The following is a 23,692-nucleotide window of genomic DNA, read 5'->3' as shown; positions in this document are numbered from 1 at the left end:
GACAGCCACGAGTTTTTCCTTACCGCGCGCGAAAGGGGGAGGATGTACGCATGCAGCCTAGGAACATGTCCATGAGCGGCGTCGTCGATCTCGCCGCGGTGAAGGCGGCCGGCGAAGCCCGGCAGAAGGCGGAGCAGGCACGCGCCGAGGCCGCCAGGAGCGGTGGGGGCGGCGGAGCCGTCGCCCCGTCGAGTCTGGTGACCGATGTCGACGAGGCCGGCTTCGAGCGCGATGTCCTCCAGCGCTCCACCGAAGTCCCGGTCGTCATCGACTTCTGGGCCGAGTGGTGCGAGCCGTGCAAGCAGCTCGGCCCGCTCCTCGAGCGCCTCACCCGCGAGTACAACGGCCGTTTCGTCCTCGCCAAGGTGGACGTCGACGCCAACCAGATGCTGATGCAGCAGTTCGGGATCCAGGGGATCCCGGCCGTCTTCGCGGTGGTCGTCGGACAGGCGCTGCCGCTCTTCCAGGGCGCGGCCCCCGAGGCGCAGATCCGCGCGACGCTGGACCAGCTGGTCCAGGTCGCGGAGGAGCGCTTCGGCCTGACCGGCATCGCCGTCGACCCGGCGGCGGGCGCGGGCGAAGTCCCGGCCGAAGTGGCCGAGGAGCCTGCCGGTCCGTACGACGCGCTGCTCGAAGCGGCCGTACGGGCGCTGGACGCGAACGACTTCGCCGGCGCGGCCCAGGCGTACAAGAACGTGCTCGTGGACGACCCCGCCAACACCGAGGCCAAGCTGGGCCTCGCGCAGGCCGAACTCCTCTCGCGCGTCCAGGGTCTCGACCCGCAGCAGGTGCGCAAGACCGCGGCCGAGAGTCCGTCCGACGTGGCCGCGCAGGCCGCCGCGGCCGATCTGGACCTGGTCGGCGGCCATGTGGAGGACGCCTTCGGGCGCCTGATCGACACCGTGCGCCGCACGGCCGGTGACGACCGTGACGCCGCGCGGGTGCGGCTGCTCGAACTCTTCGAGGTGATCGGCGGCGACGACCCGCGCGTGACGGCGGCGCGGACGGCCCTGGCGAGGGTGCTGTTCTGACCGGTGGCGCCCTTGGGGCGGCCATCGTTGATTTGCCGACACAGTGACAAGGGGCGGCCGCGTTTTACCGAAACTTGGTAATCGCGGCCGCTGTTACTTGCAGTAAGTCCATCACGTCGGTCTGCCCGGTTCTGGGCGACAATCACCGCGTTTTCGCCGTCACTCGAGGGCACGGTCCGTGGCCCGACGGTGCCGGGCGGTCGCGCTTCGGTTATACGTCCGTTACTAGTGAGTAACGAACCACTTGTGCACCGGCTTCGAATGCACCACGATCGGCCACGCTCGGTCCAACACCGCACCGCCCGACAGCCAATCGGGGCCGCGGTCCCATGGGTCCCCACCGGGCCGGCCGGCGGCCAGTGGCGTCGGCCGTGGACAGGGGGGTCTCTGCCGGACAACGGCGGGGCCTGTCCAGCAGGTTGCGCGAACGCGTGGCCAGTGGTTGTCGCTCGGGGGTGATCGCCGGTGTGCCGGATGCCGTTTCACGCTTCCGGCGCGGGCGCTCTCCTTCCCGAGGACGTAGCACTTCTCCCATCCCCCTGCGGGCCCCTGCCCGTACAGGAGATGTACGTCCGAGAAGGAGGAAAGTCATGGAGTCTGCAGTTCGTGGTGGTACCAGATGGAGGCGGTTCGCCGTCGTCATGGTGCCGAGTGTGGCCGCGACGGCCGCGATAGGCGTCGCTCTCGCGCAGGGTGCGTTGGCGGCTTCGTTCAGCGTTTCCGGCCAGCAGTTCAAGGTCAAGGCCAAGCAGGTCGACGGAACCGGCTTCGCGCAGTACGGCGGCATCGACGCGGGCTACGCGGAAATGACGGGCGACAAGAAGGTGCTGCGCCCGGTCGCGATCTCGGCGTTCCAGAACGCCAAGATCACCGAAATGTGCCAGTCCGTCGTGACGGACGTGCCTCTCCTCGGCAAGGTCACGATGCGGCTCGAGGCGGGTGGCGGGGGCAAACCCGTCACCGCCAAGCAGCTGTACCTCGACATCGCCGAGCTCGACGCGGATGCGACGTTCACGAACATCGACATCGGTGTCGCGGCGAAGGACACGGCCAAGCCGGCGGGCGAGGGAGGCCGGGGTCCTGCGATCAAGCCGGGCGACAGGATCCAGGAGAACGGTTTCGCCCAGCAGGCGGACCGCGCTGTGCTGAACAACGTGGAGCAGAAGGCGTGGGCCACCACGGCCGGAACGTTCACGCTCAACGGTCTGAGCCTGCGGCTCTCCGCGGGTGACAAGGCCGAGTGCTACAAGGGCTGAGCACTCCGGTGGGGGCGGGCCGGGCGGCCCGTTGAGGCCGCCCGGCCCGCCCCGTTCCCGCCTTCTCTTCATGGCAACATCGTTTCAGGGAGCTGTTTTCATGAGCACTGAGTCCACAGGTTCCCGCGGATTCACCTACTGGCGGCTCCGCTTCCGCGCCTGGCGGGGGGCCCGGCCGTTCTGGGCGGGGCTGCTCACGCTGCTCGGGGGCGTACCGATCGCCTACGTCCCCTACGCCGATGTCACGCTCGGCCATCTCACGCTGACGATGGCCACCACAGCGGGCGCGGGTTCGCTGATCATCGGCGTACTGCTGATCACCCTGGGACTGACGATGTGGTTCCACCACATCGTGCGGGTGTTCGCCGGTATCGCGTCGATCCTGCTGGCGCTGGTGTCCCTTCCGGTGTCCAACTTCGGTGGCCTGGTGGTGGGCTTTCTGCTGGCCATGATCGGTGGAGCGCTGTCGATCTCGTGGGCTCCGGGCGAGCCGGCGAAGCCCGTGCCGGCCGAGGCGCCCGACGAGTGGCCGGCCCCGGACAGCGAAGCGGCCGGCTCCGTGCACCCCGACCTCGGAGCCGGCCGGGACGGCTCGTACGCGACCGGCACATCTGTTGACGCCAATGGCGGGAGGAACAGTGCGGGGTGACGAGGCGGAGCTGTCCGCGGCCGGCCGGGACGGGACCCGTGAGAGGAAGGGACCGCGTCACGCGGCCCCCAGGAAGTCGCTCCTGACGAAGTTGCAGATACCCGCGGGCAAGGCGATGGCCCTGGCCGCGATGCCCACGGCGGTGTTCGTCGGCATGGCGCTCACCCCCAAGCCGGCCCTCGCCGACGACCAGGTGACGAACCCGTTCGCCCCGGGCCCCTGCGTAACCCGGTCGGACGCTCCCGACCCGGAAGCCTCCGCCTCAAAGGCTCCCGCCCCGGAAGCCTCCGTGTCCGAGTCCCCTTCGGACGCGCCCTCGTCACCGACGGCCACGCCCAGCCCGGATGCGACGTCGGACGAGCCCGCGGAGACGGAAACCCCGAAGCCGGGCGAGACGCCGTCGGCGAGCGCGAGCACCACCGCGCCGGCCGAGGAGCCGGAGGCGGGCAAGGCCGTGACGCCTGCCCCGACACCGACGCCGAGCGAAACCGGGAACCCGCTCGACCCGCTGGGTGTGGGCGACGCGATCCAGGACGTACTCGACGGGCCGGACAAGGAAACCGCCGCTCCCGAGCCGTCCGGGTCGAAGCCCGCCACCGGCGGGAGCGCGACCGCCGGGCCCGGCGCCGACAAGCCGGAGGCGAGTGGGCCGAAGGACCCGGCCGCCGAGAAGCCGGTGGACGACGCGGCCGACAGGACCAAGGACGCCATCAAGGACGCGGCGGACAAGGCGGGCGTGAAGGTCGAGGAACTCGGCGACGAGGTCAAGGACAGCGCGAACGACGCGAAGGGCGCGGAAGGTACCGACGGCGCCGCGGACGGCGCGACCGAGGACCCCGTCGCGGACGCCGGCGGCAAGGAGCCCTTCCCCTGCCCGACGGCGGACCCCGAGGCGCTCGCGAACGCCGAACTGGAGCAGGGGATCCCGGCCCTGCCGGACGACCCGTGGGTCCTGGAGAGTTCGATGCTCACCCTGCGCGGGCTCGACTACCAGGGCATCGTCGAGGTCAGGACCGGCAGCGGCAAGATCAAGAAGGTCCTGAAGTTCACCGCGGTGGAGACCGACATCAAGGACCTGCACCAGAAGGTCGTCGGGCCGGGCGGCACCACGATGCACGCGCAAGCCGCGAAGGGCTCCACGTCGACCCTCCGCGAATCCACGGTCACCATGTACACGGAGGAGCTGAAGGGCAACCTCTTCGGCCTCGTCCCGGTCACGTTCAGTCCACAGACCCCGCCCCCGCTGAACATCCCGATCGCCATGTTCACGGACGTCAGGGTGACCCAGGCCGGCCAGTTCGGCGGCACCCTCACGATCCCCGGCCTGCACAACTTCCTCACCGGCTGACAGCGCGGCCGGCAGCGACAGCAGCGGCAACGGCGGTGGCCCGCCCCCGGATCGTCTCGATCCGGGGGCGGGCCACCGCCGTTCACGTACCGACCGCGGAAGCGGAAGCGGTCGGCGTCAGTCGCGCTCGCCGCCGCCCAGGTGGTGCACCCGGACCATGTTGGTGGTGCCGGGGATGCCGGGGGGCGAACCGGCGGTGATGACCATGGTGTCACCGTTGTTGTAGCGCTGGAGCTTGAGCAGCTCGGCGTCCACCAGCTCCACCATCGCGTCGGTGTTGTCCACGTGCGGGACGACGAAGGACTCGACGCCCCAGCTGAGCGCGAGCTGGTTGCGGGTACCGACGTCGGTGGTGAAGGCCAGGATCGGCTGCGCCGCGCGGTAGCGCGAGAGCCGGCGGGCCGTGTCGCCGGACTTGGTGAAGGCGACCAGTGCCTTGCCGTTCAGGAAGTCCGCGATCTCGGCGGCCGCGCGGGCGACCGAACCGCCCTGCGTACGGGGCTTCTTGCCGGGGACCAGCGGCTGGAGGCCCTTGGAGAGCAGCTCCTCCTCGGCCGCGACGACGATCTTCGACATCGTCTTGACCGTCTCGATCGGGTACGCCCCGACCGAGGACTCCGCGGACAGCATGACCGCGTCGGCCCCGTCCAGGATCGCGTTGGCCACGTCGGACGCCTCGGCGCGCGTCGGACGCGAGTTGGTGATCATCGACTCCATCATCTGGGTCGCGACGATCACCGGCTTGGCGTTGCGGCGGCACAGCTCGATGAGGCGCTTCTGCACCATCGGGACCTTCTCGAGCGGATACTCGACGGCCAGGTCACCGCGGGCGACCATCACACCGTCGAACGCCATGACGACGCCCTCCATGTGCTCGACGGCCTGCGGCTTCTCGACCTTGGCGATGACGGGGACCCGGCGGCCCTCCTCGTCCATCACCTTGTGGACGTCCTTGATGTCGTCGGCGTCGCGCACGAAGGACAGCGCGACCATGTCGCAGCCCATCCGCAGGGCGAAGCGCAGGTCCTCGACGTCCTTCTCCGACAGGGCCGGGACGTTGACCGCCGCACCGGGCAGGTTGATGCCCTTGTGGTCGGAGACCACACCGCCCTCGATCACGATGGTGTGGACCCGCGGGCCCTCGACCGTGGTGACCTTGAGCTCGACGTTGCCGTCGTTGATCAGGATCGGGTCGCCCTTGGAGACGTCGCCGGGCAGACCCTTGTAGGTCGTGCCGCAGATCGACTTGTCGCCCGGGACGTCCTCGGCGGTGATGACGAACTCGTCCCCGCGGACCAGTTCGACCGGCCCCTCGGCGAACTTCGCCAGCCGGATCTTCGGGCCCTGGAGGTCGGCGAGCACGCCCACCGCGCGGCCGGTCTCTTCGGCGGCCTTGCGGACCAGGTCGTACCGGCCCTGGTGCTCGGCGTGGGTGCCGTGGCTGAAGTTGAAGCGGGCCACGCTCATGCCTGCCTCGATCAGAGCCACAAGCTGGTCGTGGGAGTCGACGGCGGGACCCAGTGTGCAAACGATTTTGGAACGGCGCATGAGGCGGATCCTATCGGTTTGTTTCGCTGCGGAATATTCCGTCTGGTGGAATGTACAAATGGGCGGGAGGCCGCTCAGGCGTTGACCAATGCATACGTCTGCCGGGCGATTTCCAATTCTTCGTCGGTCGGTACGACGGCGACCGCGACCCGGGCGTACTCCGGCGAGATCACCCGTGCCGAATCCGCCCGTACGGCGTTGAGATCAGCGTCCACCGCCAGGCCCATTTCCTCCAGTCCCGCGATAGCGGCCGCGCGTACCGGCGCCGCGTTCTCGCCGACTCCCGCCGTGAACGCCACCGCGTCGACCCGGCCCAGAACGGCGTAATAAGCACCGATGTACTTCTTCAGCCGGTGGATGTAGATATCGAAAGCCAGCTGCGCCCGCTCGTCGCCCTCGTCGATACGGCGGCGTATCTCCCGCATGTCGTTGTCACCGCACAGGCCGACCAGACCGCTCTTCGTGTTGAGCAGTACGTCGATCTCGTCGGCGGACATCCCGGCGACCCGCATGAGGTGGAACGTCACCGCCGGATCGATGTCACCGGAGCGCGTACCCATCACGAGCCCCTCCAAGGGCGTCAGCCCCATCGAGGTGTCCACGCACTGCCCGCCCCGCACGGCGGTCGCCGAGGCCCCGTTGCCCAGGTGCAGCACGATGACGTTGACCTCGGACGGGTCCTTGCCCAGCAGCCTGGCCGTCTCGTGGGAGACGTACGCGTGCGAGGTGCCGTGGAAGCCGTAGCGACGGATGCGGTGGGCGTCGGCGGTCTCGACGTCGATCGCGTACCGGGCCGCGTACTCCGGCATCGTCGTGTGGAAGGCCGTGTCGAAGACGGCGACCTGCGGCAGGTCGGGGCGCAGCGACTGTGCCGTGCGGATGCCGGTGATGTTCGCCGGGTTGTGCAGCGGGGCGACCGGGACGAGCCGCTCGATCTCCTTCAGCACCTCGTCGGTGATCACGGTCGGCTCGCTGAACTTCAGCCCGCCGTGCACCACCCGGTGGCCGATGGCGGCCAGCGCGGGGGAGTCCACGCCGAGCCCGTCGCGCGACAGTTCCCCGGCGACTGCCTCCAGCGCGGCCGCGTGGTCGGCGATCGGGCCGGTGCGCTCGCGCTTCTCGTCGCCGCCGTCTCCGGTCAGCGGGGTGTGCACCAGGCGCGAGGTCTCCTCACCGATCCGCTCGACCAGGCCGACGGCGAGACGCGTGCTGTCGCGCATGTCGAGCAGCTGGTACTTCACCGACGAGGAACCGGAGTTGAGGACGAGGACGCGCGTGGCAGCAGTCACGGGTGCGGTGCTTTCTGGGCTCGGAGGGGCCGGAGGGGCCGGAGGGTTCGGAGGGGCGGACGCGGGTGTCATGCGGTCTCGCCCTGGGCCTGGATCGCCGTGATGGCGACCGTGTTGACGATGTCCTGGACCAGGGCGCCGCGCGAGAGGTCGTTGACCGGCTTGTTCAGGCCCTGGAGGACCGGGCCGACGGCGACGGCGCCGGCCGAGCGCTGGACGGCCTTGTAGGTGTTGTTGCCGGTGTTCAGGTCCGGGAAGATCAGCACCGACGCCTGGCCCGCGACCTCGGAGCCGGGCAGCTTGGTGGCGGCCACGGACGGCTCGACCGCGGCGTCGTACTGGATCGGCCCCTCGACCAGCAGGTCGGGACGGGTGGCGCGCACCAGCTCGGTGGCCTCGCGCACCTTGTCGACGTCCGCGCCGGTGCCGGAGCTGCCGGTCGAGTACGACAGCATCGCGATCCGCGGGGCCACGCCGAACTTCGCGGCCGTGGCCGCCGACTGGACGGCGATGTCCGCGAGCTGCACGGCGTCCGGGTCCGGGTTGACCGCGCAGTCGCCGTACACGAGGGCCTTGTCGGCGAGCAGCATGAAGAAGACCGACGAGACGATCTTGGCGTCCGGCTTGGTCTTGATGATCTCGAAGGCGGGACGGATGGTCGCGGCGGTGGAGTGCACCGAGCCCGACACCATGCCGTCGGCCAGGCCCTCGTGGACCATCATCGTGCCGAAGTAGTTGACGTCGGCCACCACGTCGTACGCCAGCTCCACGCTGACGCCCTTGTGGGCGCGCAGCATCGCGTACGACTCCGCGAAACGGCCGCGCAGCTCGGAGGTCTGCGGGTCGATGAGCTGGGTCTTCGTGAGGTCGATGCCCAGGTCGGCGGCCTTCTTGCGCAGGATGTCGACGTCGCCGAGCAGCGTCAGGTCGCACACGTCGCGGCGCAGCAGCACGTCGGCGGCGCGCAGCACGCGCTCCTCGGTGCCCTCGGGCAGCACGACGCGGCGGCGGTTGGACCGGGCCCGCTCCAGCAGCTCGTGCTCGAACATCATCGGGGTCACGCGGCCGCTGCGGGCCACCGACATCCGCGCCAGCAGGTCGGCGGTGTCGACGTACCGTTCGAAGAGGCCGAGCGCGGTCTCCGCCTTGCGGGGGGTGGCGGCGTTGAGCTTGCCCTCCAGGGCGAAGAGCTCGCCCGCGGTGGGGAAGGAACCGCCGGCCACCGAGACCACCGGGGTGCCGGGCGCGAGGCGCGAGGCGAGGGTGAGGACCTCGGCGCCGGGGCGCTCGTCGAGGGTGAGGAGTACGCCCGCTATGGGAGGGGTCCCGGCGCTGTGCGCGGCGAGCGCGCCCACCACCAGGTCGGCGCGGTCGCCGGGGGTCACGACGAGGCAGCCGGGGGTCAGGGCGTTCAGGAAGTTCGGCAGCATCGCGCCGCCGAAGACGAAGTCCAGGGCGTCGCGCGCCAGGCCCGAGTCGTCGCCGAGCAGCACCTTGCCGCCGAGGGCGTGGGTGATCTGGGCGACCGTGGGGGCGGACAGCGCGGGCTCGTCCGGCAGGACGTAGCAGGGCACCGGGAGACGGGTCTTCAGGCGCTCGGCGACCTCCGCGCGGTCGACCGGGGCGACGCGGTTGGCCACCATCGCGAGGACCTGGCAGCCCAGGGCCTCGTACGCGCGGTACGCGTTGCGGGTCTCGGCGCGCACCGCGTCGGCGGGCTGCTTCCTGCCGCCGACCACCGGGATGACCGAGGCGCCGAACTCGTTGGCGAGGCGGGCGTTCAGGGCCAGCTCGTCGGGCAGCTGGGTGTCGGCGAAGTCCGTACCGAGCACCAGGACGACCTCGTAGTCCCGCGCCACCCGGTGGAAGCGGTCGACGATGCGGGACACCAGCTCGTCGGTGCCCTTCTCGGCCTGAAGGGCCGCCGCCTCCTGGTAGTACATTCCGTATCCGGTCGCCGGGTCCTGCGTCAGCCGGTACCGGGCGCGCAGCAGGTCGAAGAGCCGGTCCGGCCCGTCGTGGACCAGGGGGCGGAACACGCCCACCCGGTCCACCTGGCGCGTCAGGAGCTCCATGACTCCCAGCTCGATGACCTGCCGGCCGTCTCCCCGGTCGATCCCGGTCACGTACACGCTGCGCGTCACGTGTGCTCTCCGTCCAGTTAGGGTGGTCTTGCCCTCTTGACAATACCTGTGAGGGTGGATAGGGCGCCCGCCGGGCAAGGGGCCTGTGAGGCCCGGGAGCGAAGGCCCCGCACGGACTTCGCGGCGGCCGCGCGGCGGCTCCGGCGAGGCCCTGTCCGGGCCTTGTGACCGGAGTAGCCGGAAGCGCGGAGCCCATGCGAGCCGTGAAACAATCGGGTTCTGGCTCACGTGTACCACTAGCGAGCAGGAGACACAGCACGATGCGTATCGGAGTTCTCACCGCAGGCGGAGACTGCCCGGGGCTGAACGCAGTGATCCGGTCGGTCGTGCACCGTGCCGTGGCAGGTCACGGCGACGAAGTCATCGGGTTCGAGGACGGTTTCAAGGGCCTGCTCGACGGCCACTACCGCCCGCTCGACCTCAACGCCGTCAGTGGCATCCTCTCCCGCGGCGGTACGATCCTGGGTTCCGCGCGTCTGGAGCGCAACCGGCTGCGCGAAGCGGCCGAGAACTGGCAGGAGCTGTCGGAGCGCACCGGCATCGACGCGCTGATCCCGATCGGCGGCGAGGGCACGCTCACCGCGTCCCGGATGCTGTCGGACGCGGGGATGCCGGTCGTCGGCGTACCCAAGACCATCGACAACGACATCAACGGCACCGACCGCACCTTCGGCTTCGACACGGCCGTCGGTGTCGCGACCGAGGCCATAGACCGGCTCAAGACCACCGCCGAGTCGCACCAGCGCGTCATGGTCGTCGAGGTCATGGGCCGGCACGCGGGGTGGATCGCGCTGGAGTCCGGGATGGCGGGCGGCGCGCACGGCATCTGTCTGCCCGAGCGCCCCTTCGAGGTCGACGACCTGGTGAAGATGGTCGAGGAGCGCTTCGCGCGCGGAAAGAAGTTCGCGGTCGTGTGCATCGCGGAAGGCGCGCGTCCGGCCGAGGGCTCCATGCCGTACGAGAAGGGCGCCATCGACCAGTTCGGGCACGAGCGCTTCACCGGCATCGGCAACCGGCTCGCGAGCGAGCTGGAGAAGCGGCTCGGCAAGGAGGCCCGGCCGGTCATCCTCGGCCACGTCCAGCGCGGCGGCACCCCGACGGCGTACGACCGTGTCCTCGCGACCCGCTTCGGCTGGCACGCGGTGGAGGCGGTGCACCGGGGCGACTTCGGCAGGATGACGGCGCTGACCGGCACCGAGATCACGATGGTGCCGCTGGCCGCGGGCGTCGAGGAACTGAAGACGGTGCCGGAGAAGCGGATGTACGAGGCGGAATCCGTCTTCTAGCCGCGCCTCCACCCGGTTCACGCGCTTCACCTGCTTTGCCCGCTTCGTGCGCCGAGCGGCCCTGGTCGACTCCCCCGTGGACGACCAGGGCCGCTCGGCTGCTCTCCGGCTGGAGCAGCCGGTTTCCACTCTTGAGTTGCGCGCCCCTTTCAACAAGTCTTTTCCTTGTCCCGGACATGTCCCAACTCTGTCCGGCGGGGCGGGAGAGGCAGGAACGCGCATGTCCGACGACGAGGGGTCCCCGGATCCGTACGGGATACGGAACGCCGGCGAGCTCATCGCCGCGCTCCGCGCGCTCAAGGACTGGTCGGGTCTCACCTACCGGGAGCTGACGGTGCGGGCGGAGGCCGCCGGTGACGTACTGCCGCGCTCCACGGTCGCCAACATGCTGGCGCGCACGACGCTGCCCCGCGAGGAACTGGTGGCGGCGTACGTACGGGCGTGCGGCTGCGGCCCCGGGACGGTCGAGAGCTGGCTGAAGGTCCGCAAGGAGCTCTCCACCCGCCCCACCCGCTCCCTCCGCGAGCCGCGGCCCGCGCCTCCGGCCATCCCGCCTCCGGCCGCCGCCGCGCCCCGGACGGCCACCGGGTCCCCGGCCGTCGCGCTGCCGGGCACCGGCCCCGGGAGGGCGGTCGGCGGGAGCGAGGGCGTCGAGGACGCGCACGGCGGGGACGCGGGTTCCGGCGGGGCGCGGCGGCGGTGCCCGGCCGTGGTGGTGGTGCCGGTCGTGCTCGCGCTGATCGCGGCGGCGGTGGCGGCCGGGCTGTACGCGTCGGGCGCCGGCGGCGCCGACGGCAGGACGGGCGGCGCTGCCGACGGCGGGGCGCAGGGTGCACCGGCCGCGGGGGAGCGGATCGTCCGGGTCGGGAAGTCCTCGCTCTGTCTGACCGAACGGGCCGGATCCACCGGGCACCTCTTCCAGGGGCCCTGCGAGAGCGCGACCCCGCGCTTCACGCCCGTGCCGCGCGGCGGCGCCACCTGGCGCATCGCCACCCTGCACCCCGAGTACGGCGAGGGCTGCATGGGCGTCCAGGGGTCGGCCCGCCACGCTGGGGCCTCGCTGGAGAACGACTACTGCGGCAAGCGCGACGGGGCGGAGACCTTCCGGCTGGATCCGGTCGGCAGCCCCGTCGAGGGCTACCGGATCCGGCCCCTGCACACCGGTCTGTGCCTCGGAGCCGAGGAGGGGCCGTCGGACGAGCTCTGGGCCGAGGTGGTGCAGACGAAGTGCGCGGCGGACGCGACGACGCAGATCTTCCGGTTCGACCCGCCCCTCAGCGCGTCAGCTGCCAGAAACGGCTGACGATCTCGTCCAGGAACTCCCGGCCCGCCGCACCGTCCCCCGAATCGCCGCCGCCCCAGCTCAGCGTCGCCACCATCCGCGACTGGTAGTCGGCGTGCAGCCGCTGGAGCACGTCCTCCACCTGCCTCCGCTCCAGGGGGACCAGCTTCGCCGTCGGGCGTACGTACGCCTGCCAGCGCGTCGTCACCGCGCTGCGCAGCACCTGCGCCAGCTCCTGGTCGCGGCCCGTCGCCGTGAGGAACTCCTCCGCCGAGAGGCCGAGCACCTCGGCGAGCGCCGCCGACTGCCGTTCGTTGCCGCGCCAGTGCCCCGCGTCCTCCATCCGCCGGTACGCCTCCTGGTCCAGGCCCACCAGCCGTGCCAGGTCGGGCACCCCGAGGCCCCGCGCCATCCGGTGCTCGCGCAGCGTGGCGGGGGCGGCGAGCAGGTCGCCGACCGAACACCACAGGACTCCGGCGAGCGCGGTGATCTCCTGCGAACCGGGCACGCGCAGCCCGCGCTCCCAGGCGGTGACCAGGTCGGGGCCGATGTTCAGCCCGTACTGCGCACGCAGCCCGTAGGCGACGTGGCCGGGTGCCATCCCCAGGGCCTCGCGCAGACGGCGCGCGGCGGGGGCGTTGAAAGGCGGGGAGGGGTGCACGCGCACACCGTACGGGGGCGAGGGCGCGGCGACTACGGTGTGTTCCCACAAGATCACAAATCGTAGGAACGTCCTACGATCCCGCCCGAAGGGGACCGGTGCGGTTGTTCAGCGCATGGCGGTCCACCGGTAGTACAGCTCCGGGCGGCCGACCTGCCCGTACTGCGGACTGCGCTCGGCGCGGCCCGTCACGACCAGGTGCTCCAGGTAGCGGCGGGCGGTGATCCGCGAGATCCCGACCGCGGCGGCGGCCGTGGTCGCGGTGATGCCGTCCGGTGCGTCGCGCAGGGTACGGGTGACCGCCTCCAGCGTCGGGGCGCTGAGCCCCTTGGGAAGGGCGGCGGGCTGGGGGGTGCGCAGGGCGGCGAGCGCCCGGTCCACCTCGTCCTGGCCGCTGGCCTCACCGGCCGCCGCCCGGAACTCGGCGTAGCGGGTGAGGCGGTCGCGCAGGGTGGCGAAGGTGAAGGGCTTCAGGACGTACTGGACGACGCCGAGGGACACGCCTTCGCGTACGACGGCCAGGTCGCGGGCCGAGGTGACGGCGATGACGTCGGCGGTGTGGCCGGCGCCGCGCAGCGAACGTACGAGCTGGAGGCCGTGCCCGTCGGGCAGGTAGAGGTCGAGGAGGAGCAGGCCGACGGGTTCCCGGTCGAGCGCCCGCACCGCCTCCGCCCGGGAGTGGGCGACCCCGGCCACGGCGAAACCGGGCACGCGGCCGACGTACAGCGCGTGGGCGTCGGCGGCGACGGGGTCGTCCTCGACGACGAGGACGCGGATGGGGGTCGGGTTCATGGGGCCGTCTCCGGTTGCGGGGCGGGGGAGGGAGGGACGGTGAAAGGGGAGGCGGGGAAGGGCGGAGCGGTGGAAGGAAGGGCGGGAAGGGAGGAGGTCTGCCGCGTCATACCCGTACCCGTGCCTCCTCCGCCGTCCCCTCCGTCACCGTCGCGCGCAGCGGCAGCCGTACCGTGAACCGCGCGCCGCCCCCGTGAGCTTCGGTCAGCGCCACCGTGCCGCCGCCCCGGTGCACCGCCTGGCGCACCAGCGCCAGCCCCAGCCCCCGCCCCGGGCTCTTCGTCGACCAGCCGCGGGCGAAGACCGCGTCCGCGGCGGCCGGGTCGACACCCGACCCGGTGTCCTCGACCCGCAGCAGCAGCTCGCGGCCCCGGTCGGTGCGGGCCGTCACCGTGACCCGCGCACCCTCGCTGCCCTGCGCCGCGTCCACCGCGTTGTCGATCAGGTTGCCCAGGATCGTCACCAGGTCACGGGCCGGGAGCGTGCCCGGCAGGAGGCCGTCGTCGATCCGGCTGTCCTCGTCCAGCAGCAGCGCCACGCCCCGTTCGTTCGCCTGGGCCGCCTTGCCCAGCAGCAGCGCCGCGAGCACCGGCTCGCCGACCGCGCCGACGACCTGGTCGGTGAGGGTCTGGGCCAGCTCCAGCTCCGCCGTGGCGAACTCCACCGCCTCGTCCACGCGGCCGAGTTCGATGAGGGAGACGACCGTGTGCAGGCGGTTCGCCGCCTCGTGCGCCTGCGAGCGCAGCGCCTGCGTGAAGCCGCGCTCCGAGTCCAGCTCGCCGGACAGCGCCTGGAGTTCGGTGTGATCGCGCAGGGTCACGACCGTGCCACGCCGCTCCCCGCCGCTGACCGGCGAGGTGTTGACGACGATCACCCGGTCCGCCGTCAGGTGCACCTCGTCGACGCGCGGCCCGGGGGCCAGCAGTGCGGCCGTGAGCGGCTCGGGGAGGTCCGTTTCGGCCACCGGGCGGCCGACCGCGTCGGGCCCGAGGCCGAGCAGTTCGCGCCCGCCGTCGTTGATCAGCGCGATGCGCTGACGCCCGTCCAGTATCAGCAGGCCCTCGCGCACCGCGTGCAGCGCCGCCTCGTGGTAGTCGTGCATGCGGCTCAGCTCGCGGGCGTTCATGCCGTGCGTGTGCCGCCGCAGCCGGGCGTTGATGACGTACGTGCCGACGCCGCCCAGGGCGAGCGCGCCCGACGCCATGCCGAACAGCGTCGCCACCTGCTGCCGCACCTGCGCGCTGATGGTCTCGATGGTGATGCCCGCGCTGACGAGCCCGATGATCCGCCCGCCGCGGGCCTCGGTGTCCCGTACCGGCGCCACCACACGCACCGACCGCCCCAGCACTCCCACGTACGTCTCGTCGAAGGTGCGGCCCGCCAGGGCGGGCCCCGTGTGCCCCAGGTACGCCCTGCCGATCTCCTGCGCCTCCGGATGCGTCCAGCGCGTGCCGTCCGGCGCCATGATCGTGACGAAGGTGACGCCGGCCTCCTTGCGGAGCGCCTCGGTGTACGGCTGGAGGAGCCCGGTCGGGTGGTCCGAGCGGGCCGCCTCGGCCACCGCGGGGGACTTCGCGACGGCGGTGGCGGTGGCGAAGACCTGCCGCCGCGCGGTCTCCTCGGCCTGGGACCGGTCCGAGACGTACGCGAAGACCGCACACCCCGCGACGATCACCGCCACCAGCACGACCTGCATCGCGAAGAGCTGGCCGGCCAGGCTGCGTGGGCGGGGGATGCGCATGCCGCAAGTGTGCCTGGCCGAAAACCCATGAACGTAATGCACGTAAGGGTGACTGGCGTCACAGGGGTGATGGATAGTCGCCGGGACCCATCGGGACGTGGGCGCCGCAGGACGATACGAGGAGGACCCCGTGGCAGGCACAGCCGCAAGACGGGACCGTACGCACTATCTGTACATCGCCGTGATCGTTGCCGTGGTACTCGGCGTCGCGGTGGGCTTCGCCGCTCCCGGTGTGGCCGTCGAGCTCAAGCCACTCGGCACCGGCTTCGTCAATCTGATCAAGATGATGATTTCCCCGATCATCTTCTGCACGATCGTGCTGGGCATCGGCTCGGTCCGCAAGGCCGCCAAGGTCGGCGCCGTGGGTGGTATCGCACTCGGCTACTTCACGGTGATGTCGCTGGTCGCGCTCGCCATCGGCCTGATCGTCGGCAACGTGCTGCACCCCGGTGACAGCCTGGCGGTGACCGAAGCGATCAAGGAGGCGGGACAGGGCCAGGCCGCGGCCGAGGCCAAGGACACGGTCGAATTCGTGCTCGGGATCATCCCGACCACGTTCGTCTCCGCCTTCACCACGGGCGAGGTCCTCCAGACCCTCCTCGTGGCGCTGCTCGCCGGCTTCGCGCTGCAGGCCATGGGCTCGGCCGGCCAGCCCGTCCTGCGCGGTGTCGAGCACATCCAGCGGCTCGTCTTCCGCATCCTGGGCATGGTGATGTGGGCGGCGCCGATCGGTGCCTTCGGCGCGATCGCGGCCGTCACCGGCTCGGCCGGCCTGGACGCCCTGAAGAGCCTCGCCGTGCTGATGCTGGGGTTCTACGTCACCTGTTTCCTCTTCGTCTTCATCGTGCTCGCCGCGCTGCTGCGCATCGTCGCGGGCCTCAACATCCTCACGTTCTTCAAGTACCTGGGCCGTGAGTTCCTGCTGATCCTGTCCACCTCCTCCTCCGAGTCCGCCCTCCCGCGGCTCATCGCGAAGATGGAGCACCTGGGCATCAGCAAGCCGGTGGTCGGCATCACCGTTCCGACCGGCTACTCCTTCAACCTCGACGGCACCATGATCTACATGACCATGGCCTCGCTCTTCATCGCCGAGGCCATGGGCGACCCGATGTCGGTCGGGGAGCAGATCCCGCTCCTCCTCTTCCTCCTCGTCGCGTCGAAGGGCGCGGCGGGTGTCAGCGGGGCCGGACTGGCCACCCTGGCCGGCGGCCTCCAGTCGCACCGCCCGGAACTGGTCGACGGCGTCGGCCTGATCGTCGGCATCGACCGCTTCATGAGCGAGGCGCGCGCCCTGACGAACTTCGCGGGCAACGCGGTGGCGACGGTGCTGGTCGGCACGTGGACGAAGGAGGTCGACAAGGAGCGGGTCGACCAGGTGCTGGCCGGTCTGCTGCCGTTCGACGAGAAGACGCTGCTCGACGACGCGCACGGCGACGTGCCGGACGTGCCGGAGGCGAGGAACGACGAAAAGGCGGCGGCGGGCGTGTGACGCGACGACGCGACAGGAGCGGCCCGGCCGGTACGGAACCCTTTCCGTGCCGGCCGGACGGCCGAGCAGCGGAACAACGGCCCGCACGGCACCCGCAATTGCCGAGGCCGCCGCACCCGGGACGGGAGCTCTGCCCGTTGACCTCGACGCTTACCTTCCGGTGGGTATCGGACTTTAAAGTCGGTACTTGTCGGTCGGTCGGTGGCGCCGAAGCATGGTGGTCATGACTTCCGACCACCCTGCTCCCGTAACCGTCATCGGCCTCGGCTCCATGGGCCGCGCACTCGCCGGCGCCTTCCTGGACGCCGGCCGTCCCACCACCGTCTGGAACCGCTCCGAGGGGAAGGGCGACGACCTCGTCGCACGCGGTGCGGTCCTCGCCGCCACCGCCGAAGAAGCCGTCCGGGCGAGCGGGCTGACCGTCGTCTGCGTCGTCGACTACGACGCCTCGCAGGCGATCCTCGAACCGCTCGCCGACGCCCTCGCGGGCCGCGTCCTGGTCAACCTCACCTCGGACTCCCCGGAGCGAGCCCGCACGGCGGCGGCCTGGGCGGGCGAGCGCGGCATCGCGTATCTGGACGGGGCGGTGATGGTGCCGACCCAGCTCGTCGGCGGGCCGGAGGCGCTGATCCTCTACGCCGGCGAGCGGCCGGTGTTCGAGAAGTACCAGAGTGTCCTCGAGGAGCTGGCCGGCCGGAGTGCCTACCTGGGTGGGGACCACGGGCTCGCCGCCGTGTACGACCTGTCGATGCTGGACCTCTTCTACGCGAGCATGTCGGGCCTGGTGCACGCCTTCGCCCTGGCCCGGGAGGACAAGGTCGCCGCCACGGCCCTCGCCCCGTACCTGAACTCCATCACCGCGATCCTGCCGGACATCGCGGCCGGCATGGCGGCCGCGATCGACGCGGGGAACTACGACGGCGAGCAGGCCAACCTGAGCATGATGACCGCGAGCGTCGACCACCTCCTGCACATGTCGCGGGACCGCGGCCTCGACACGGGCCAGCTGGAGGCGATCAAGGCCGTCGCCGACCGTGCGGTCGCCGAGGGGCACGGCGCGGACGACTGGGTGAGCACGATCGAGGTGCTCAAGCTCAAGGGCTGAGCCCCGGTCTCCTCCCTTGCCTTGACGCCGACGTCAAGGATTACCGTCGGGGGCATGCGAATCGGCGAGCTGGCGGAGCGGGCGGGGACGACCACCCGGGCGCTGCGCTACTACGAGTCCCGCGGGCTCCTCCCCGCCCGGCGCGCGGTCAACGGCTACCGCACGTACGACGAGGACGACCTGCGGCTCCTCCAGCAGATCCGGACCCTTCAGGACTTCGGGTTCGGCCTGGAGGAGACCCGCCCCTTCGTGGACTGCCTGCGGGCGGGCCACCCGGCGGGGGACTCCTGCCCGGCCTCGCTGGACGTGTACCGGCGCAAGCTGTCCGAACTCGACACGCTGATCGGACAGTTGCGGACCGTACGCACCCAGGTGGGCGCCCAGCTCGCCCGCGCCGAGCTCGAAGCCGGAGCCACGCTGCCGGGCGGCCCCCAGCCGCGCTGCGAACTGACTGACGGACTGACGGACTGACGGACTGAGGAGACTTCGATGGTGCGAGCAGCGGGTGTGGACACGGTGACGGACGCGACCTTCGACGACGACGTGCTGAAGTCCGGCCGGCCCGTCCTCGTGCAGTTCACGGCCGACTGGTGCGGCCCGTGCCGCCGGCTCGCGCCCGTACTGGGCGAGGTGGCCCGGGAGGAGGCCGACCGCCTCAAGGTCGTCCAGCTGGACGTGGACCTCAATCCCGGTACGGCGATCCGGTACGGCGTGCTGTCGACGCCGACGCTCATCGTCTTCCGCGACGGCGAGCCCGTGAAGCAGATGGTCGGTGCCCGCCCCAAGCGGAAGCTCCTCCAGGAACTGGCGGACGCGGACAGGTGACCGGGCCCGGCGGGCGACAGGCTGCCGCAGGCAAAAGAAATACCCCGGGGAATTGACACCCGGGGTATTTCGCTGCGTATATTGGGCGTTTCTGCGACCTCGTTCGAAATGGGTCACAGAGGTGCCGTATGAACACAGCTTAGCTTGTTGGGAGCTCAATTGTCAACCGAGGAATTTCAGAAGGAACAGGAATTCATCACCGGGCTCTACGCGCGCCTCGATGACCTGCGCGAAGAGGCCGAGGCCACCGTCGAGTCGGCATTGACGCAGGTGGGAACGGGCCACCAGGCGAAACTTGAGCGCGATGTACTGGTGGCCGAACAGTCCGGGCTGCTCGCCGCATTCAATGCGGAGGAGAGCGGGCTCTGTTTCGGGCGGCTCGACTTCCAGGACGGACGCCAGTACCACATGGGCCGTATCGGAATCCGGCAGAACGATGCGGAGCGCACGCCTCTCGTCGTCGACTGGCGGGCCGAGATCGCCCGTCCCTTCTATCTCGCGACCGGGCATTCCCCGATGGGACTGCGCCGCCGGCGCCACATCACCACCGAGGGCCGCACCGTCACCGCGCTGCACGACGAGATCCTGGACCTCACCGACACCACCCGCACCGGCCACGAGGGCGCCGCGGCGGACACCGTGCTGCTCGCCGCGCTGGACGCGGCGCGCTCGGGGCGGATGCACGACATCGTGCAGACCATCCAGGCCGAGCAGGACCGCATCATCCGCGCGTCCCACCAGGGCGTCCTCGTCGTCGAGGGCGGCCCCGGAACCGGCAAGACCGTCGTCGCGCTGCACCGCGCGGCGTACCTGCTGTACGCGTACCGGGACCTGCTCGCCCGCCGCGGTGTGCTGATCGTCGGGCCCAACCCGGCCTTCCTCTCCTACATCGGCGAAGTACTGCCCTCGCTCGGCGAGACCGGGGTGCTGCTGGCGACCGTGGGCGAGCTCTTCCCGGGCGTCACCGCCACCGGAACCGACACCGCCGGGGCGGCCGAGGTCAAGGGCCGGGCCGCCATGGCGGATGCCCTCGCCCGCTTCGTACGGGGTCGGCAGACCGTGCCCGACCCGGCCGTCGAGATCGAGCACGACGACGGCACGCTGGTGCTGGACCGGGCGATGGCGGAGGACGCCCGGGCCGCCGCCCGCCGCACCGGGCTGCCGCACAACCTCGCCCGCCCCCACTTCGCCTTCCGGATCATCGACGCGCTCACCGAGCAGCTCGCCGACCGGATCGGCTACGACCCGTACGGCGGTCCCAACTTCCTCGGGCCCGACGACATCGCCCAGCTCGGCAAGGCCGTCGCGCTCAGCGGCGAGGTGCACGAGGCCATCGACGCGCTGTGGCCGCCGCTCACCCCGCAGCAGCTGGTCGCCGACTTCCTCGCCGACCCTGTCCACCTCCCCGACGCCGACGCCCGGCTGATCCGGCGTGACGGCGGCGCGTGGACGCCCGCCGACGTACCGCTCCTCGACGAGGCGGCCGAACTGCTCGGCGAGGACGACTCGGCCGCGCGGGCGGCCGAGGAGGCCGAGCGGCAGCAGCGCATCGCCTACGCCCAGGGGGTGCTGGACATGGCGTACGCCTCCCGCACCTACGAGTTCGAGGACAAGGAGGACATCGACGAGGACGCGTCCGAGGTCCTGGGCGCCCACGACATCGTCGACGCCGAGCGGATGGCCGAGCGCCACGAGGAGGCCGACCACCGCAGCACCGCCGAGCGCGCCGCCGCCGACCGCACCTGGGCCTTCGGCCACATCATCGTCGACGAGGCGCAGGAGCTGTCCGCGATGGCCTGGCGGCTGCTGATGCGGCGCTCCCCGACGCGCTCGATGACCCTGGTCGGCGACCCCGCCCAGACCGGGGACGCGGCGGGCTGCGACTCCTGGCAGCAGATCCTCGGCCCGTACGTCGGCGACCGGTGGGCCCACACCCGGCTCGGGGCCAACTACCGCACCCCGGCCGAGATCATGGAGGTCGCGGCCGGTGTGCGGCGGGCCCAGGACCCGGCCTTCGAGCCGCCGGGCTCCGTCCGCTCCACCGGTGTACGCCCCCGGGCACACGCCACCGAGCCGGACGCCCTCGCCCGTACCGTCGCCGAAACGGTCGCGGACGAGGCGCCGGAGGAGGGGCGGCTGGCCGTCGTGGCCCCCCGCGAGCTGCACGGGGCGCTGGCCGCCGCACTCCCCGGCGCCGCGCACGGCGCCGCACCCGACCTTACGCGGTCCGTCGTGCTCCTCGACCCGCGGCAGGCGAAGGGCCTGGAGTTCGACACGGTGGTCGTCGTCGAGCCCGGACGGATCCTCGACGGGTCGCCGCGCGGCGCCAACGACCTGTACGTGGCCCTGACCCGGGCCACCCAGCACCTCGCCGTCGTCCACACGGGAGCCCTCCCCGCATGCCTCCGGGAAGGGCTCGTGCGTGAATCGCGTGCCGCGTGAATGACGTCAGGCCGGCTTGAGCCACACCGTCGCCAGCGGCGGCAGCGTCAGCTGCAGACTCGACCGGTGCCCGTGCGCCCCGGCCGGCTCGGGCTTGACCGGCTCCGTGTTGCGCACGCCGCTGCCGCCGTACCGGTCCTCGTCCGTGTTCAGGACCTCCGTCCAGGCCGGGATGAGGTCCGGGACGCCGAGCCGGTACTCCTGCCGTACGACCGGCGAGAAGTTGGACACGGCCAGCAGCGGACCGCTCTGGGCGTCGAAGCGCAGGAACGCGAAGACGTTGTCCTCGGCGGCGTCGCCCGCCACCCACGCGAAGCCGTCGGGGACGGTGTCCAGCTCCCACAGGGCCGGCGTGGCGGTGTAGACCTGGTTCAGGTCGCGGACCAGGTCACGCACGCCGCGGTGGTCCGGCTCCGCCGAGTACGACGGGTCCAGCAGCCACCAGTCGGGGCCGTGGCCCTCCGACCACTCCGCCCCCTGCGCGAACTCCTGCCCCATGAAGAGGAGCTGCTTGCCGGGGTGCGCCCACATGTAGCCGAGGTACGCGCGGTGGTTGGCGCGCTGCTGCCACCAGTCGCCCGGCATCTTGCTCACCAGGGCCTGCTTGCCGTGCACCACCTCGTCGTGCGAGATCGGCAGGACGTAGTTCTCGCTGTACGCGTACACCATCGAGAACGTCATCTCGTTGTGGTGGTACTTGCGGTGCACCGGCTCCTTGCTGATGTACACCAGCGAGTCGTGCATCCACCCCATGTTCCACTTCAGGCCGAAGCCCAGGCCGCCGCTGTCGGTGGGGCGGGTGACGCCCTCCCAGGCGGTGGACTCCTCGGCGATCGTCACGACGCCGGGGTTGCGGCGGTAGACGGTCGCGTTCATCTCCTGGAGGAAGGCGACGGCGTCCGGGTTGTCGCGGCCCCCGAACTCGTTCGGCGCCCACTGACCCTCCTCGCGCGAGTAGTCGAGGTAGAGCATCGAGGCGACCGCGTCGACGCGCAGACCGTCGATGTGGAACTCCTCGCACCAGTACGTGGCGTTGGCGACCAGGAAGTTGCGCACCTCGGGGCGCCCGTAGTCGAATTCGAGCGTGCCCCAGTCGGGGTGCTCGGCGCGCCGCCAGTCCTCGTGCTCGTACAGGTGGGGTCCGTCGAACCGCGCCAGCGCCCAGTCGTCCTTCGGGAAGTGGGCCGGGACCCAGTCCATGATGACGCCGATGCCGGCCCGGTGCAGCGCGTCGACCAGGTAACGGAAGTCGTCGGGCGTGCCCATGCGGGCCGTCGGCGCGTACAGGCCGGTGACCTGGTAGCCCCACGATCCGCCGAAGGGGTGCTCGGCGACCGGCATCAGCTCGACGTGGGTGAAACCGAGGTCGGACACGTACGCGGGGAGCTGCTCGGCGAGTTCGCGGTACGACAGGCCGGGCCGCCAGGACGCGAGATGGACTTCGTAGACCGAGAACGGCGCCTGATGCACCGGCCGGTCGGCGCGGTGGGCCATCCACTCCTGGTCGCCCCAGACGTGGTGCGGGGCCGTCACGATCGAAGCGTTGGCGGGCGGGACCTCGGTGCGCCGGGCCATCGGGTCGGCGCGCATCGTGTGGCTGCCGTCGGGGCGCATGATCTCGAACTTGTAGAGCGCGCCCTCGCCGACGCCGGGCACGAACAGCTCCCAGACGCCGGACGAGCCCAGGCAGCGCATCGGGAACCCGGTGCCGTCCCAGAAGTTGAAGTCGCCCACGACCCGTACGCCCCGGGCGTTCGGCGCCCAGACGGTGAAGCGGGTGCCGGTCACCCCCTGGTGGACCATCGGCTGCGCGCCGAGCGCCCGCCACAGCTCCTCGTGGCGGCCCTCGCCGATCAGGTACAGGTCGAGCTCGCCGAGGGCGGGCAGGAAGCGGTACGGGTCCTGCACCTCCAGCTCGTTGTCGTCGTACGTGACGAGGAGCGTGTACTCCGGCGGTACGGCGTCCAGCGGCAGCACGCCGGAGAAGAACCCGTCGCCGTCGTCGTGCAGCGGGGTGCGGTGGCCGGCGGCGAGCACGGTGACGGCCCGGGCGCAGGGCCGCAGCGCGCGCAGGACGACGCCGGTGGCTCCGCCCCGGAGCGGGTGGGCGCCGAGGACGCCGTGCGGGTCGTGGTGGTCCCCGGCGAGCAGCCGGCCCCGCTCGCTGTCGTCGAGCGCCAGGGGGCCCGGCCGCGGCTTCGTGCGCCCGGCGGCCTCGGCGTCCCGCGCCGCCTTCGGCGCGGAGTCGGGCGGCCCGTCCGCGGCGCCGGGCTGCGGGGCCCGCCGCGACCTGGTGGCCCTGGCCGGCTTGGCCGCGGGCGCCGCGGCGGTCTCCGGCTTCGCACGCCCGCGGGCGCCGCGGCCGGCCTCGGCGTCCTGTGCGGCCTTGGCCGCGGAGTCGGGCGGCCCGGCGGCGGCCGCGGGCTCCGGGGTCTGCGGTGACGTGGCGCTCTTGGCGGCCTTGGCCGTCTTCAGCGGCTTGGTGGCCTTGGTGGCCTTGGTGGCCCTGGCGGGCTTGCGCGGCTGCGGGGTCTCGGCGGCCGCCAGGGGCTGCGGGGCCTGCGACGGCTCGGTGGCCTCGGCCTGCTTCGGGGCCCTGACGGGCCTGGCACGCTTCCGGGGCGGTACCGCCGGCGCGGCGTCGGGCTGTACGACGTCGGGCAGCGTGGGCGCGTCGGGCACGTTCGGGGTGTCGGCGGACTTGCGGGACGGTGGACGGGGGGTCACGGGTGCGGCCTCCTCGGGAGGATCCGGTCGGGTTCGGTGAACGGGGGGAGGGTGGTCGAAGGGCGCTTCACGAAGAC

General features: G+C 71.6%; 18 protein-coding genes. 11 read left to right on the top strand and 7 right to left on the bottom strand.

Annotated elements, in window-relative coordinates; genetic code table 11:
- Window positions 1-50 precede the first annotated feature (50 nt).
- The 4 genes from BN1555_RS09600 (at window position 51) to BN1555_RS09580 (ending at window position 4,284) form a co-directional block, all read left to right on the top strand.
- Window positions 51-1,031 carry a tetratricopeptide repeat protein gene (locus BN1555_RS09600; RefSeq protein ID WP_093798980.1) on the top strand — a complete coding sequence of 327 codons (981 nt, stop codon included), beginning with the start codon at window positions 51-53 and terminating at the stop codon, window positions 1,029-1,031.
- 590 nt (window positions 1,032-1,621) lie between these two features.
- Entirely contained in the window at window positions 1,622-2,287 is a 666-nt protein-coding gene (locus tag BN1555_RS09590) for a DUF6230 family protein (RefSeq protein ID WP_093798978.1), read from the top strand.
- Window positions 2,288-2,387: 100 nt separating this feature from the next.
- Entirely contained in the window at window positions 2,388-2,936 is a 549-nt protein-coding gene (locus BN1555_RS09585; protein ID WP_093798977.1) for a DUF6114 domain-containing protein, read from the top strand.
- The gene (locus BN1555_RS09580; RefSeq protein ID WP_093798976.1) at window positions 2,926-4,284 is read left to right on the top strand and encodes a hypothetical protein; all 1,359 of its coding nucleotides are present in this window, start codon (window positions 2,926-2,928) and stop codon (window positions 4,282-4,284) included. Before BN1555_RS09585 ends, BN1555_RS09580 begins: the two co-directional genes overlap by 11 nt.
- Window positions 4,285-4,401: 117 nt before the next feature.
- Here the strand turns inward: BN1555_RS09580 and pyk are convergent, their stop codons facing one another.
- The 3 genes from pyk to pta form a co-directional block, all read right to left on the bottom strand.
- Entirely contained in the window at window positions 4,402-5,832 is a 1,431-nt protein-coding gene (pyk, locus tag BN1555_RS09575; RefSeq protein ID WP_093798975.1) for a pyruvate kinase, read from the bottom strand.
- Window positions 5,833-5,906: 74 nt separating this feature from the next.
- Complete coding sequence (locus BN1555_RS09570) at window positions 5,907-7,121, bottom strand: acetate kinase (protein ID WP_093798974.1); 1,215 nt, start codon at window positions 7,119-7,121, stop codon at window positions 5,907-5,909.
- A gap of 68 nt (window positions 7,122-7,189) precedes the next feature.
- Window positions 7,190-9,265, bottom strand: a complete 2,076-nt coding sequence (pta, locus tag BN1555_RS09565; protein ID WP_093798973.1) for a phosphate acetyltransferase — start codon at window positions 9,263-9,265, stop codon at window positions 7,190-7,192.
- Between the two features lie 260 nt (window positions 9,266-9,525).
- Between pta and BN1555_RS09560 the strand changes: the two genes are divergently transcribed.
- Window positions 9,526-10,551, top strand: a complete 1,026-nt coding sequence (locus tag BN1555_RS09560) for an ATP-dependent 6-phosphofructokinase (RefSeq protein WP_093798972.1) — start codon at window positions 9,526-9,528, stop codon at window positions 10,549-10,551.
- 220 nt (window positions 10,552-10,771) lie between these two features.
- Window positions 10,772-11,854 carry an XRE family transcriptional regulator gene (locus BN1555_RS09555; RefSeq protein ID WP_093798971.1) on the top strand — a complete coding sequence of 361 codons (1,083 nt, stop codon included), beginning with the start codon at window positions 10,772-10,774 and terminating at the stop codon, window positions 11,852-11,854.
- Here the strand turns inward: BN1555_RS09555 and BN1555_RS09550 are convergent.
- The 3 genes from BN1555_RS09550 to BN1555_RS09540 all read right to left on the bottom strand — a co-directional run bounded on the left by BN1555_RS09550 (window position 11,826) and on the right by BN1555_RS09540 (window position 15,027).
- Window positions 11,826-12,551, bottom strand: coding sequence for a helix-turn-helix domain-containing protein (locus BN1555_RS09550; RefSeq protein ID WP_255305956.1), 726 nt, complete (start codon window positions 12,549-12,551; stop codon window positions 11,826-11,828). The genes BN1555_RS09555 and BN1555_RS09550 overlap by 29 nt on opposite strands.
- A 51-nt stretch (window positions 12,552-12,602) precedes the next feature.
- A complete protein-coding gene (locus BN1555_RS09545; protein WP_093798970.1) occupies window positions 12,603-13,286 on the bottom strand; it encodes a response regulator in 684 nt (227 codons plus the stop codon).
- Window positions 13,287-13,392: 106 nt separating this feature from the next.
- Window positions 13,393-15,027: a sensor histidine kinase gene (locus tag BN1555_RS09540; protein WP_093798969.1), complete on the bottom strand. Its 1,635-nt coding sequence runs from the start codon at window positions 15,025-15,027 to the stop codon at window positions 13,393-13,395.
- Window positions 15,028-15,157: 130 nt separating this feature from the next.
- On the opposite strand from BN1555_RS09540, the gene BN1555_RS09535 reads away from it, so the two are divergent.
- The 5 genes from BN1555_RS09535 (at window position 15,158) to BN1555_RS09515 (ending at window position 20,888) form a co-directional block, all read left to right on the top strand.
- Window positions 15,158-16,516: a cation:dicarboxylate symporter family transporter gene (locus BN1555_RS09535; protein WP_093798968.1), complete on the top strand. Its 1,359-nt coding sequence runs from the start codon at window positions 15,158-15,160 to the stop codon at window positions 16,514-16,516.
- Between the two features lie 223 nt (window positions 16,517-16,739).
- Entirely contained in the window at window positions 16,740-17,621 is an 882-nt protein-coding gene (locus BN1555_RS09530; protein WP_255305955.1) for an NAD(P)-dependent oxidoreductase, read from the top strand.
- 54 nt (window positions 17,622-17,675) lie between these two features.
- The gene (locus BN1555_RS09525) at window positions 17,676-18,092 is read left to right on the top strand and encodes a MerR family transcriptional regulator (protein ID WP_093798966.1); all 417 of its coding nucleotides are present in this window, start codon (window positions 17,676-17,678) and stop codon (window positions 18,090-18,092) included.
- Between the two features lie 18 nt (window positions 18,093-18,110).
- Window positions 18,111-18,446: a thioredoxin gene (gene trxA / locus BN1555_RS09520; protein ID WP_093798965.1), complete on the top strand. Its 336-nt coding sequence runs from the start codon at window positions 18,111-18,113 to the stop codon at window positions 18,444-18,446.
- A gap of 159 nt (window positions 18,447-18,605) precedes the next feature.
- Window positions 18,606-20,888: a HelD family protein gene (locus BN1555_RS09515; protein WP_093798964.1), complete on the top strand. Its 2,283-nt coding sequence runs from the start codon at window positions 18,606-18,608 to the stop codon at window positions 20,886-20,888.
- 6 nt (window positions 20,889-20,894) lie between these two features.
- Here the strand turns inward: BN1555_RS09515 and glgB are convergent, their stop codons facing one another.
- Window positions 20,895-23,435: a 1,4-alpha-glucan branching enzyme gene (glgB, locus tag BN1555_RS09510; RefSeq protein ID WP_093803303.1), complete on the bottom strand. Its 2,541-nt coding sequence runs from the start codon at window positions 23,433-23,435 to the stop codon at window positions 20,895-20,897.
- Window positions 23,436-23,692: the final 257 nt, after the last annotated feature.

Origin of the sequence: Streptomyces sp. Wb2n-11 (genome assembly GCF_001049855.1) — a bacterium.
Taxonomy (GTDB): Bacteria; Actinomycetota; Actinomycetes; order Streptomycetales; family Streptomycetaceae; genus Streptomyces; species Streptomyces altiplanensis.
This window is presented reverse-complemented; position numbering and strand designations above follow the sequence as displayed.